Raw genomic sequence first — 13022 nt, 5'->3', positions numbered from 1 at the left:
CTCGATGAGCTGTCGGTACGTGGTGGTCAGCCGATGACCAGCGGGCCCCCCTCGAAGGCCGTGCACAGGGCCGCCGCCGACGAGGCGCGGGAGGGCGGATGGAACTTCAGGGCCGCGGCGCAGGCGGCCAGGTAGGAGGTCTCGTCGCCGGAGACGTAGGCCATGCCGCCGAGCGCCTCCAGGCAGCGCGGCACCACGCGGTCGATGGTGTCCTGCACCGAGAACCGGCACACCAGGGACTGGAGCAGTTCGGCCTGGCCGACGGGGCCGTCCGCGTCCAGGGGCGCCGCGGCGCCCACGACGGTGCCCATCGCCGCCTCCAGTTCGACCAGGATCCGGGCCCGCTCCGCGGGGTCCGCCCGCCCGCCGGCGAGGACACGCTCGGCGAGCGCGCTCGCCATGCCCAAGTAGGAGGCGGCCATCATCAGCTCGAACCAGATGAAGCCCACCGTCTGGATGTCGTCCAGGCTGCCGTCGTCGCCGAGTTCGGTGCGGACCACCATGTCCGGCGGGACCCGCACGTCCTCCAGCCGTACCTCGTCGCTCTCCGCGCCGGCCAGCGCCGCGGTGCCCCAGAACGGGTGCACCGAGATGCCCGGCGTGGCCGCGGGGACCACCGCCACCGCGAGCTGGGGTCCGCTGTCCGTGTCGAGCATGACGGAGGCGGTCAGGAGGTCCATGGAGGCGGACAGGCTGCACGGTTTCTTGGAGCCGTTGAGGACGACGGCGTCGCCGTCCTGACGGGCCGTGATCGAGGAGGCGAGGATGGACTGGCCGGACCTGCCCTCGGCGAACCCGGAGGCCATCAGGAGCCCCTGGTCGGCGACGGCCTCCAGCAGCATCCACTCCAGGCCCTTGGTGACCTCGTACGCCTGGATCAGTCCGGCGACCGAGAAGTGGTGCATGGTGGTGGCCACCGCGAGGGACGGGCTGCGGGAGCCGATGGCGCGCTGGAGCCGTACGGCCTCCACGGCGCTCGCGCCCAGGCCCCGGTGCTCCGCGGGAACCACCACCCCGGAGCCGCCCGCCTCCTTGAAGAGGGCGAGCGCGGGGCCCTGCGGCCGTTCCCGCTCGCCCAGGGTCAGGTCGGCCAGCCGGCCGTCGAGTCCCGGGAGGAACTTCTCCAGTGTCTGCCGTTCGCGTTCAAGAAACCGCATCCCCGTCTCCCCCTGAAGGCGCGTGCCATGACTGTCCGGTGCGGGTCTTGCCGATCCACCGGCCGATCTCTGCGGCGATGGGCTGTGACCGGTTGGCCCAGGCCATGTGGCTGAGCCGTTCGCCGTGGTGCCACCGGGTCACCTCGGCGCCGCGCAGCAGCCCGGTCAGCGCGTCGACGGCGTCGCGCGGGGCCAGCGTGTCGCCCTCGACGGACACCGCGAGCACCGGCAGGCGCAGCGCGGCGATCAGTTCCTCGTAGTCGACGTCGGCCCCGGTCGGGCGGTAGCGGCCGGTACGGGCCATCCGGGCCCAGTCGGCCACCAGCACCCGGGACTGCCGTCCGGCGAAGCGCAGGACGTCACCCGGCCAGTAGCCGCGCACCCGGGCGACGCCCGCGACGATGCCGGTGCCGAGCAGCGGGATCAGCCCCGTGAGTCCCGGATACGTCCGGAAGTGCGGGGTGCCGGCGGCGACGAGCAGGACGCCGTCGAGGTCGGCCGGGTTCCGGGCCGCGTACATCAGGCCGATCTGGCCGCCGAGGCTGTGGCCCAGGAGGAACACCGGGCTGCCCGGGGCGCGTTCGCGCAGGGCGGCGAAGACGGCCGGGTAGTCGACGGTGGCCAGGTCGTGGTAGCCGTAGCGGGCCGAGGCGTCCGGCCGGGGCCGGCTGTCACCGTGTCCGCGCAGGTCGGCGACCGCCACGCCCAGGCCCTCGGCCTTGAGGGTGGTGGCGAAACGCCGGTAGAACCGGGCCCGTACGCCGAGTGCGGGCCACACCACGACGAGGGGTTCGCCGGGTGCCCCCGGCCAGTGGTGCACCGCGAGCTCGGCGCCGTCCGGCAGCGTCACCGTCAGCCGCTCGGCCTCCGCCGTGTCGTCGGGTCGATCGCTCACTCGCCCATCCCCATGTACGCGAGCCGGGTGGTCTGGGTCGCTCCGGCCCACTCCAGCGCGGTGGTGATCCGTTCCTCCGGTGTGCTGTCCAGCAGGCGGCGGCCCGGCCAGATCTCGTGGTCGCCGATGACGTCGGCGATCTGCTCGATGCCCGCCTGGAACAGCTCCTCGCGGCGCTGGAGCACCGCGAACACCGGCAGCGTGCCCCACAGTTCGTTGCCGCGCCGGACCACGTCCGCCAGGTGTGGCTTGAGGCCCGGGTCCTTTTCGAGGCTGCGCTTGACGATCTCGCTGCCGACGGTCAGGTGTCGGATCTCGTCGATGCCCGCCCCGCGCTCGACGCTCGCCGCCGCCGGGTCGACGATCTTCCACTTGTGCTCGCTGAGTTCGCCGGTCGGCGCCAGCACCCCTTCGACGAGGATGGTGAGGACGGCGACCCCGGAGACGAACGGGTGCGGCCCGTTCATCACGTCCAGGCCGAACTGCTCCAGCGGGTCCAGGACGTTCCTCTGGTGCTCGCCCGCGTACTGCTCGATGACGTCGTCGAGTTCCGCCTGCGGGACGCCCACCTCGATCATGTGGGCGCGGAACGCCTGCGCGTGCCGGGCCTCGTCCAGCAGCTGGGTGGCGTAGAACTCCATGGACTTCACGTCGGGCGCGTTCGCCACGAGGGAGGTGATGGCCCGGGCGGCCTTGTCCTCGGCGATGGAGCGGAAGGAGAACTCGAAGAGGAGGGCGTCGCGCAGCGGGCCGGGCTTGAGCATGTACTCCGGGGTCACGGCGTCCGGGTGGTGGCCGTTGACCAGGCCCTTGAGGGTGCCCTGGGCGACGTTGGCGATCCAGTAGTCCAGGTCGCACTGCTCCGGGCTGAGCCTGAGCTCACGGGCACCCTCCAGCACGTTGGGCGCCAGGTCCCAGTCGGCTTCGGGAGCGATGTTCGCCGTCATCCTGTCAGTCCTCACGATCGGTCGGTTCGCAGTGCGTTTCACAGTGCGATTCAGATGGCGTTGGTGATGCGGAACAGCTGCCACAGGGAGGACGGCCGGGGCCCGCCCCTGAAGGCGACGTACTCGGGTTCGATCACATGGGGCGCCCACTTGAGCTTGAACGCCTGCTGCGTGCGGGCCGGGTAGACGAAGGCGCCCCGCTCGGCGATCAGTTTCACCATGCGGGTCAGCAGGGGGTTCGCGGTGGTCGGCTCGGCGCCGAGTCCCGCGAAAGGGGTCAGTCCGAGGTGGAGCCACTCGGCCTTCTCCTCGGCGAACGTCTCCAGCGCCGTGTGGTTGATCAGCTCGATGGTGCCGACCGAGGCGTCCGGGGTGCGCCGGGTCAGGTCGTACAGCCAGCCGGGGCGGGTGCCGTACGCGGGCGAGTAGGTGATGTAGCCGATGACCTTCCCGTCCCGTTCGGCCACGAACAGCCGCCGGTGCGGAGCACCGCGGCCCTGGCGCTCGCCCACCAGGAACGTCATCCGCTTGACGTGCCACCCCTTGTCGCGCAGCCACCGGCGGTCGATCTCGTCCAGCGCCGGGAGCCGGTCGAGGGGTGACATCTCACGGACCGTCACCCCTTCCCGCCGGGCCCGGGACATGTTCTGCCGGATCTTCGCGAGGGCCTTGCCCCGGAGGGAGAAGGCGCCCAGGTCGATGCTGTACGAGCTGCCCAACTGGTTGACCGTCCAGCCCTGTCGGGTGAACAGCTCCACGTCCGCCGCCCGCACCTGCGCCGCCACGAGGCGGCGCCGACTGCCGGCCACCCGGGCCTGGAACTCGGCCAGCAGGTCGGCGCGGTGCTCCGGCGGCGCGAAGGGTCCGCCGAAGAGGAAGACGCTGTTGCCGCGGCGCCGGTGGGCGACGACACCCGGCACGGTGTCGGAGGTGAAGTGCTCGACCCCGTCGTTGTACGCGAGGAATCCGCTGGGATGGTCGGCGTACGCGGCGAGGCCGTCCAGGGCGGCCGGTCGGGGGACGGTCATATCGCGTGCGCCTCCGCCCGCCGCGCGCGGTGCGCCTTCTGCTTGCTGGTCTCGAAGTGCTCGAACGGCAGGTCGATCGGCTTGGCGTAGTTGCCGAGCAGCCCCCGGTCGCCGAACAGGTGCAGCGGCACCACGAGAAGCGCCCACTCCGGCCGCACGAGCCACGCCCACGTCAGGATCACCGTTCCGGCGGTGAGCCAGGTGTGCATCACGTTGTACAGCACGTGGAACACCGGGTGGATACGGCCGTCCCTGGACAGGGTGTAGGCGATCAGGCCGGGGATGTAGCCGATGAGGTCGATGTAGAGGAACAGCAGGATCGCCGGGCCCCAGCGCACCTCGTCGATGTGCCACAGGAAGGCGACCGCCGCCACCCCGAAGGCACCCAGGTACTCCGCGCGTGTCGTCAGGTAGTTCTGCCGGTGCCCGAAGGCCTGCTCGGCGTTCATGGTCATTCCCTCGCTCGTGACGCGTCGGCGGTCAGGCCGAGGCGTAGACGTCGTACCGGCTCTTGATCATGTGGCGCAGGGACGCCCGCCAGGCCTCCTCGTTGGCCTTGACGTCCGCCGCCGCCTCGCAGCCGGGGATCTCGGCCAGCGAGGTGGGGATCGGGTAGTCGTGGAACAGCACGGCGGTCATGTCCAGCAGACGGTCGAGCCGGGTGGTCGCCCAGTCGGGCACCACGTCGAAGAAGGCCGGGCGCACCAGCCGCTCGACGATGTCGGGGGCCAGCACCCGCAGGGGGTCGACCTGGATGCCCTCGGCGGCCGCCTCCTCGATGATCAGTTCGACCAGTCGGTGGGTGGTGAGCGCGTGCGGGCCGCCGCTGAGCCAGTACTGGCCCGACCGCACGTCGGCGTCCATGAGGGACACGATCGCCCGGGCCACCACGTCCTGCGGGACGAAGTCGACATGGCCCTCGGGCGCGCTGGGCACGAAGGGCAGCCGGTTGCGCAGAACGTTGTGGGCGAAGGTGTGCAGTCCCTGAGCCTCGGAGATCTCGCCGGTGACGGAGTCGCCGATGATGATCGACGGACGCACGATCACGACCTGCGCGCCGCTGTCGGTGACGATCTTCTCGCCGGCCGCCTTCGACGACACGTACAGGGCGGGACTGCTGCCGGCCCGTCCGGCCTCGTCGCCGCCGGCCGCGCGGATCTCCTCCAGCCGTGCCACGTAGGCGGTGCTGACGTGGATCAGCGGGGCGTCGGCGTCGAGGGCGAACCGCGAGATGTGGCGGGCGCCTTGGACGTTGAGGGTCTCCATCTCCTCGGCGGTGCCGCTGAACTTCACGTAGCCCGCGGCGTGGACCACGACGTCCACGTCGGCGCAGAGCGCGCGGTAGGCGGCGGGGTCGAGCCCCAGCAGGGGCTTGGAGACGTCACCGTGCACCACCTGGTCGCAGCCGGCGGGGGGCCGCCGGTGGGCCAGGCCGATGACGTGATGGTGCTTCAACTGTGGGATGAGGGCCGTACCGAGGACTCCGGCGCCCCCGGTCAGCAGGACGGTCTTGGTCGACAGGGTCATGTCGAGGCCTTTCGCAGCCCTTCGCGGGCCGTCGCGGAGAGGTGCGCACAGGTGCACGGAGCACCGAGGCGCAGGAGGTGCGCAGAGGTGCTACGAGGTCAGGAGAAGGTCTTCGCCAGGGCCGTCAGGGAGCCGTCCACCGCTTCCAGCAGCCGGGCCTCCTCCTCCGGTGTGATGACGGCGGGAGGCGTGAGGCGGACCACGGGATGCGCGTTGAGCGAGTGGTTGACGACCACATGGCGGTCGACCATCTCCAGCAGCAGCTCCCCGGCCTGGCTGGCGTCGGCGAGCTCGATGCCGATGAGCAGTCCGGCGCCGCGCACCTCGCGGACCAGGCCCGGGGCCCGGTCGGCGGCGATGCCGCGCAGGGCGTCCAGGAGCCGGGCGCCGATCTCGGCGGACCGGCCGACCAGCCCCTCGTCGCGGATCACCTCGACGGTGGCGCGGGCCGCGGCCATCGCGATCGGCGCCCCGGAGTAGGTGGAGGTGTGCAGGTAGGGGTCGGCGTCGAAGGGCTCGAACGCCTCCCGGGTCGCGAGCGCGGCGGACACCGGTACGACACCCCCGGACAGGGCCTTGCCGACCAGCAGCACGTCCGGCCGGACCTCGGCGAGGTCGCAGCCCCACCAGGCGCCGAGCCGTCCCAGCCCGGTCATCACCTCGTCCACCACGAGGAAGGCGCCGTTCTCCTGGCACAGTGCGGCCACCTCCTTGAGGTAGCCCGGAGGCGGCAGGATGACGCCGGCCTCGCTCTGGACGGGTTCCACCACGACGCAGGCGTCGCCCTCGCCGGCCCGCAGCGCCTCGGCGAGCGCGGGGGCGTCACCGAAGCGGACGTGGGTGACGTCCGGCAGCAGCGGCCGGAAGGGGGTCTGGTAGAGGTCCTTCGCCGTCAGGGTCAGCGCGCCGAGGGTCTTGCCGTGGTAGCCGTTCCGCATCGAGATCAGCCGGCGCTTGCCGTGCGCCCTGGCCAGCTTGATCGCGGTCTCGGTGGCCTCCGTGCCGGATCCGGCGAAGTGGACCCGCTCGAGCCCGGCCGGTGCCACGGAGATGAGCTCCCGGGCGGCCGGACCGACCGCGGGATCGAGGAAGAGGCGGGTGGAAAGGGCTTGTTGTTCCGCCTGCCGTTGCACCGCCGCGACGATATGCGGATGCCCCGCCCCCGTGAAGAAGACTCCGTATCCCCCGCAGTTGAGGAATTCCTGCCCGTCGGTGGTCACGACACGGGCTCCGGACGCGGACCGCTCGACCAGTCCGCCGAACATCGATGCCAGTTGACTGCGCCCCCTGCTGACGTACTTACGGTGCAGGGTGATCGCGTCGTCGTCCTCGGAAAGCCTGCCTTCTAACGAACCTGTGTTCATCTGTGAACTCCCCCGTTGAAACGCGGAATTTCATATGCCGCTCGGCCGTGGATCATTTCCACGTTCCATCGCGGTCTTCAGTCTGGCCAGGGTCCTTCGCATGCCGTCCCGGTTGACGGCGGCGCGATGAGCGGGCGGGGTGCCGGTGAAGACAAGGCCGAGAAGCTTGGCGACCGGGGCGCTGCGTCCGTTGCGCAGGTCCTCCCAGTACTCCGTCACCAGGCTCTCCCCCTCCCGGTCCTCGAATCGGTAGCCCCACAGTGCCACCGGCATGCCGAACGTCCGTACCTCGAAAGCGAATTCGCGCGCACGTTCGGCGCGGACGACCGTACAGGAGGTGAACCAGAACCACAAACGTCGGCGATTGAATCCGATGAAGCGGGATCCGGCCGGGAATTGTTGATTGCGAGACCAGACGCCGACACATTCCGGGCTCCACTCGCCCATGCGACGAACATCACTCACGGCCAGGTAAACGGAATCGGCCGGAGCGGAAATGAGAGCGCTCTCCTCGACCTTCCCTCGCTGGTCCACCGGGTCTCCAAACATGCCGGGAAGTGCGCCGGAACTCGTCTCTGAAGTGCAAGATTTGACAGTCCATCACTATAGCGGTGATCAATGACGGGTCAACAGTGGACCAAGGAATTCCGCTTCAAATCAAGTAGGCCCGGAATGTACGAATGGGACAGCAAAAGCGCACGGTGGTTGGTGACTTGTGACGTTGACCCGGGCGTGCCGCCCCAGCACAATGAGCGCGCACCCGCGAGAGCGCTCTCAGGGTGACCTCTCCCACCCCTCGAGGAGATCCATGACCGGCAGTCAAGGCCCGGTGCTCAGCCGCCGCGCGCTCATCGGGACCGGACTCGCCGTCGGCGCCGCAACCCTCACCGCGGCCGGGGCCGGCCAGGCGGGAGCGGCGGAACGCCCGTCCGCCGTCACCGCCCCGCGCCGCGCGTACGCCTTCCTCGCCGCCGCCACGGACGCCTATCCGGACCACGGCGCCGTCCGGCTGGCCCAGAGCTACACCGACCAGGCCGGCCTGTTCAGCACGGCGTTCACCTACGACAACGCCCTCGCCGTGCTGGCCCTCCTCGCCTCCGGCACCGAGGACGCCCGCACCCGGGCCACGGCGCTCGGGGACGCGCTCCTCTACGCCCAGGCCCACGACCCGGTGTACGACGACGGCAGACTGCGCCAGGCCTACAACGTCGGCCCGTACACCTTCTACGACGGTTCGCCGCAGCCGGACGGGTTCGTCCGGGCGGACGGCACGGCGAACGTCGGTACCCAGTTCGGCTTCACCGGTACGGCGGTGGGCGACATGGCGTGGGCCGGCATCGCGCTCGGCGCGCTCGCCCGGCGGACCGGAAAGCGGCGCTTCCTCACCGGCGCCGTACGGATCGGCGAGTGGATCGAGCGCGTCGGCCGCACCGACGAGCCCCTCGGCGGTTACAAGTTCGGCGTCAACGGCGCCGACGAGAAGCTGCCCTTCACCTCGACCGAGCACAACACCGACCTGATCGGCCTCTTCGGACGGCTCGCCGGGCTCACCGGGGACCGGGTGTGGCGGGAACGGCGCGCGCGGGCCGCGGCCTTCGTCACGAAGATGTGGGAACCCTCCGGGGGCTTCTTCTACACCGGCACCAACGACGGCGTGACCATCAACAGGTCCCCGATCCCCGAGGACACCCAGACCTGGACGCGACTCGCCCTGCGATCCCCCGCGTTCGCCCGCTCGCTGGACTGGGCGGCGACCCACCTCGCCGTCGTGGACATGGCCGACCGCCGCAACAGCACGGTCCCCGAGGGCCAGTCCTACGAGGGCGTGACCTTCAGCTCCGCGAGTGTCCTGGCGAACGAGGACGCCCCGATCGCCGACGGCCAACCCAAGCCCGACCGCAACGGCGTGTGGTTCGAGGGCACGGCCCACCTGGCACTCGCCCTGCGCGACCGGCACGCGCCCGGGGACGAGGCCCGGGCCCGACGCCTGCTCGCCTCCATCGAGCGCGCGCAGGACCTGCTGGGCGGCGGCCAGACGCTCGGGGGCAGGGCAGTCCCCGACCGTTCCGGGGTCGTTTCGGCCAGCAGCCCGCTCGACACCGGGTTCGGGTTCGGCTACTACCCCTACCGGCACACCGGTGCCACCGCCTGGTACCTGCTGGCAGCGGCCCGCGCCAACCCGCTGGAAGCCTGAAGGTCGGTTTGCGTTCGGCGGCGCCGGGAAACCCGGGGCGGACGAACCGCCCGCCGGAGGGAGTGCCCATGCCCTCGCGCCGCGACGAACCTCACGGCCGCGCCCTGCTGAGCGACGCACTGCGCAACAAGGGCGTCGCCTTCACCGAGGAGGAACGGCAGAGGTACGGCCTGGTGGGCATGTTGCCACCCGGTGTGCTCTCCCTCGAACAACAGGCGCGGCGTGCCTGGGAGCAGTTGTGCTCCCAGGACGGCGACCTGGCGAAGAACGTGTACCTGGAGCAGCTCCACGACCGCAACGAGGTGCTGTACCACCGGCTTCTCGCCGACCATCTCACCGAGCTGCTGCCCATCGTGTACGACCCGACGGTGGGCGAGGCGATCAAGCGGTACAGCCACGAGTTGCGCGGTCCGCGCGGGGTGTTCCTGTCGGTGGACCGTCCGCAGGACGTGCGGCCCGCGTTCGAGGCGCTGGAGCTGGGTCCGGACGACGTCGACCTGGTGGTGGCCACCGATGGCGAGCAGATCCTCGGCATCGGGGACTGGGGCGTCGGCGCCATGCGGATCTCGGTCGGCAAGCTGGCCGTCTACACGGCCGCCGCCGGCATCCACCCGGGCCGTGCGATCCCGGTCGTGCTGGACGTCGGCACCGACAACCAGGCGCTGCTCAACGATCCGCTGTACGTGGGCAACCGGCACAGCCGGGTGCGCGGCAAGGACTACGACGCGTTCGTCGGCGCGTACGTCGACACCGTGCGGGAGCTGTTCCCTCACGCCCTGCTGCACTGGGAGGACTTCGGGCCCGCGAACGGCCGCCGCCTCCTTGAGACGTACGGCGAGAAGGTTTGCACGTTCAACGACGACATGCAGGGCACCGGTGCCGTCGCCCTGGCCTGTGTGCTGAACGCGGCGCGCGTCTCGGGCACGCCGATGCGCGAGCAGCGGGTCGTGGTGTTCGGCGCGGGCACGGCCGGGGTGGGCATCGCCGACCAGCTGCGGGACGCGATGGTCCGCGACGGTCTGGGGCACGACGAGGCCACGGCCCGCGTCTGGTGCGTGGACCGGCAGGGCCTGCTGCTGGGGTCCACCGAGGGGCTGCGGGACTACCAGCGGCCGTACGCCCGTCCCGACGACGAGTGGGACGACCGGCCGGTCGGGCTCCAGGAGGTGGTCGACCGGGTACACCCGACTGTGCTGGTGGGCACGTCGACCGTACGCGGCGCCTTCACCGAGGACGTCGTACGGTCCATGGCGAAGCACGTGGAGCGGCCGGTCGTGCTGCCGCTGTCCAACCCGACCGAGAGGATGGAGGCGCATCCCGAGCAGGTCCTGCGGTGGACCGGCGGCAAGGCCCTCGTCGCGGCCGGTGTTCCGTTGCCGCCGGTGGAGCTGGACGGCACCACGTACGTCATCGGCCAGGCCAACAACGCGCTGGTCTACCCGGGGCTCGGGCTCGGCGCCGTGGTGGCGCGGGCCTCTCGGGTCACCGACGGGATGCTCCAGGCCGCGGCCGAGGCGGTGGCGGATCTGGCCGACCCGTCCGGGCCCGGTGCCCCGCTGCTGCCGCAGGTGGGGAACCTGCGCGTCTCGTCCGCGACGGTGGCGACGGCGGTCGCGCGCCGCGCCGCCGCGGACGGGGTGGCGGGCGCCGACCTGGACGACGTCATCCAGCGGGTGCAGGACGCCATGTGGGAGCCGGACCACGCCGGGCCGGGCGCCTGACTCCCACCTGACGTCGCCTCAGCCGCTGTGGACGCCGACCTCGCGCAACGAGTAACCCCAGTCCGTGCCGCGGCCCAGGCCCTGGACGCGGACGTAGCGGGCCGGTGTGCCGGCGAACCTGGCGGTGTCCAGGCCGCCGTCGCCGGAGGCGGTGGACCAGGCGGTGTGCCAGTGGACGCCGTCCGTGGAGAGGTCGACGCGGTAGGACTTCCCGTACGCGCGTTCCCAGTCGAGGGTGACCCGTCCGACGAGGTTCGTGGACCCCAGGTCGACCTGCCACCACTGGTCGTCGCTCCAGTCACTGGCCCAGCGGGTGCCGGTGTCGCCGTCCGCGGCCCGGCCCGGCGCGTAGCTCGTGAACGGGTTGGACTCGGAGGAACTCGCCGTCGCCGGGGCGCCCTTGGCGAGGTTGACGCCGGCCTGGTGCCTCTCGGACGCGCCCCAGGTGTCGAGGTAGGACTCGGCGCCGCGGAAGAGGTCGTCGACCACGTCCTGGCCACCGACGAGCCGGATGTCCTCGATCCAGTCCGGGACGAGGCCGTAGTGCGCGGCTCCGTCGGTGTTGAGGTCCCAGGTGCGCTGACCCGTGGTCTGCCGGTCGATGACGGATCCGCCGTCGACGCTCTTGAAGGGGTACGTGACCTTGTGGGCGGCGTCCGCGCCGCGCGGGGCCGGCCAGCCGCCGACGCCGTTCATGTCGGTGCCGTAGCCGTAGCCGACGCCGTACTTGTCGCGCAGGGCGTCGGTGCGCTTCGCCTCCGCGGCGAACTGTTCGGAGCCGTGCATGTACTGGGCGACGAAGCCGCCGAGGCCGTAGACCCGCTCGGTCCAGTTCAGGTCCATCCAGCTGTGCGAGGAGATGACTCCGGGGTAGGACGCGGCCTCGAAGATGTCGAGGGCCCGGCCGGTGGCCTTGACGCTCATGTGGTCGACCTCGAGCATCATCTTGCGTTGCATCATGCCGCGCACGGCGTACTCGCCGAGGTCGGTGAGCCCGCGGGTGTTGCACTGGGCGTCCGCGGCGTACGAGGGGACGTCGACCCCCGCCGGGAGTTTCGCCTCGGCCTCGGGTGCGGCGGCCCCGCCGATGGGGTTGTCGTGCTGGGGGCCGGTGCACTTCTCGGTCTTCCAGAAGGTGCCGGTCGACAGGAACTGCCCGATGTTGATGGCGGTTCCGAGGCCGCCCTCGTCGAAGCGGACGCCGCACAGGGCGTTGTCGAACTTGTGGCACAGGAACATGCTGCGCACGCCGAGCGCGTACAGCTCGTCCAGGCCCTTGTCGATGTCGGCCTTGTCGCACTGCGCGATGTCGAGGATCTGCTTGCAGCCGAACGGCTCGGAGGTCTCCACGCCGAGGATCACGGCCAACTTGCCCTGTTCGACGACCTGTCGGGTCTGTGCGCTGTCGGTGACGATCCGGAACCAGCCCTTGCCGGTGCCGCCGTACATCTTGTCGACGTAGGCCTGGAGGTCGTACGTCAGCTTCGCCTGGAGACGGATCGACGTCATCTCGTCGCAGCCGCGGTCCTTGAAGAAGTAGATCGAGCAGATCACGCCGTTGGTGACGAGGTCGTTGACGAGGACCCGCTGGCCGCCGCGCCAGGCGCGCTCGACCCAGGCGTAGTAGTTCTGCTGGTGGGTCAGCGAGTTGTACCGGGGCCAGTCCTTGAAGGTGGGCCAGCCGTTCGGGTCGTGCTTGCCGTCGCCGCCGTTGGTGATGAAGTCGAAGACCGCGAGGGAGCCGTCCGGGTAGTGCTCGGGACAGTCCTTGAGGGCGTCGGCGATGCCCGCCTCGGAGAAGGTCTTGCCGCAGATGAGCCGTCCGCCGAAGGCCTCGTTGGCGAAGAGGTGGTCGTGCGCGTCGACGAACCCGCGTACCTCACCGGCGGAGTTGGTTCCCTTGAAGGGCTCGCCCGTGACGTTGATCTGCGAGTCCGGCGCGGGCCGTGCGGTGGGTGTCCACCAGTCGGCCGCGGCGGCCGAACTCGGCGTGGGGCCGAGGGTCATGGTCAGCACGAGAAGGAGCAGCGAGACGAGGGTGACGTCTTTGCGGCTGCGGTACGGGCGTCGAGCGTCGGTCACTACCCACGTCCCTTGGATTGTCATGAGCGGCACAAGGTGTGGGACGAGGATCACGGTTGCCGGATGCCGCGTCAATACTTCGCGGTAACTTCCCGTTCTCGTGGGCC

General features: G+C 70.8%; 11 protein-coding genes. 2 read left to right on the top strand and 9 right to left on the bottom strand.

Annotated features, from left to right (window positions below; genetic code table 11):
• Positions 1 to 26: 26 nt before the first annotated feature.
• The 8 genes from ACGFNV_RS05100 to ACGFNV_RS05065 all read right to left on the bottom strand — a co-directional run bounded on the left by ACGFNV_RS05100 (position 27) and on the right by ACGFNV_RS05065 (position 7452).
• Positions 27 to 1157: an acyl-CoA dehydrogenase family protein gene (locus ACGFNV_RS05100; protein ID WP_393619434.1), complete on the bottom strand. Its 1131-nt coding sequence runs from the start codon at positions 1155 to 1157 to the stop codon at positions 27 to 29.
• Positions 1144 to 2052, bottom strand: coding sequence for an alpha/beta fold hydrolase (locus ACGFNV_RS05095; RefSeq protein WP_393619432.1), 909 nt, complete (start codon positions 2050 to 2052; stop codon positions 1144 to 1146). The genes ACGFNV_RS05100 and ACGFNV_RS05095 overlap by 14 nt, the downstream gene beginning before the upstream one ends.
• Entirely contained in the window at positions 2049 to 2999 is a 951-nt protein-coding gene (locus ACGFNV_RS05090) for a VlmB-like protein (RefSeq protein ID WP_133925258.1), read from the bottom strand. Before ACGFNV_RS05090 ends, ACGFNV_RS05095 begins: the two co-directional genes overlap by 4 nt.
• A 50-nt stretch (positions 3000 to 3049) precedes the next feature.
• On the bottom strand, positions 3050 to 4027 hold the full coding sequence (locus ACGFNV_RS05085; RefSeq protein WP_393619430.1) for a bifunctional lysylphosphatidylglycerol flippase/synthetase MprF: 978 nt from the start codon (positions 4025 to 4027) through the stop codon (positions 3050 to 3052).
• Complete coding sequence (locus tag ACGFNV_RS05080; protein ID WP_393619428.1) at positions 4024 to 4476, bottom strand: hypothetical protein; 453 nt, start codon at positions 4474 to 4476, stop codon at positions 4024 to 4026. Before ACGFNV_RS05080 ends, ACGFNV_RS05085 begins: the two co-directional genes overlap by 4 nt.
• 31 nt (positions 4477 to 4507) lie before the next feature.
• Positions 4508 to 5554: an SDR family oxidoreductase gene (locus ACGFNV_RS05075; protein ID WP_393619427.1), complete on the bottom strand. Its 1047-nt coding sequence runs from the start codon at positions 5552 to 5554 to the stop codon at positions 4508 to 4510.
• 98 nt (positions 5555 to 5652) lie between these two features.
• Complete coding sequence (locus ACGFNV_RS05070; protein WP_393619425.1) at positions 5653 to 6918, bottom strand: aspartate aminotransferase family protein; 1266 nt, start codon at positions 6916 to 6918, stop codon at positions 5653 to 5655.
• Positions 6919 to 6948: 30 nt separating this feature from the next.
• Positions 6949 to 7452: an SRPBCC family protein gene (locus tag ACGFNV_RS05065; protein ID WP_393619423.1), complete on the bottom strand. Its 504-nt coding sequence runs from the start codon at positions 7450 to 7452 to the stop codon at positions 6949 to 6951.
• Positions 7453 to 7726: 274 nt separating this feature from the next.
• Here ACGFNV_RS05065 and ACGFNV_RS05060 point away from each other — a divergent pair, with 274 nt between their 5' ends.
• On the top strand, positions 7727 to 9112 hold the full coding sequence (locus tag ACGFNV_RS05060; protein ID WP_393619421.1) for a Tat pathway signal sequence domain protein: 1386 nt from the start codon (positions 7727 to 7729) through the stop codon (positions 9110 to 9112).
• A 68-nt stretch (positions 9113 to 9180) separates the two neighbouring features.
• Positions 9181 to 10833: an NAD-dependent malic enzyme gene (locus ACGFNV_RS05055; protein WP_393619419.1), complete on the top strand. Its 1653-nt coding sequence runs from the start codon at positions 9181 to 9183 to the stop codon at positions 10831 to 10833.
• An 18-nt stretch (positions 10834 to 10851) separates the two neighbouring features.
• On the opposite strand, the gene ACGFNV_RS05050 is transcribed toward ACGFNV_RS05055, so the two are convergent.
• Positions 10852 to 12915, bottom strand: coding sequence for a discoidin domain-containing protein (locus ACGFNV_RS05050; protein WP_393619417.1), 2064 nt, complete (start codon positions 12913 to 12915; stop codon positions 10852 to 10854).
• Positions 12916 to 13022 lie beyond the last annotated feature (107 nt).

Source organism: Streptomyces sp. NPDC048751 (assembly GCF_043198595.1).
Classification (GTDB): Bacteria; Actinomycetota; Actinomycetes; order Streptomycetales; family Streptomycetaceae; genus Streptomyces.
The sequence above is the reverse complement of the archived record's forward strand: the minus strand, read 5'-3'. Positions and strand labels throughout refer to the sequence as shown.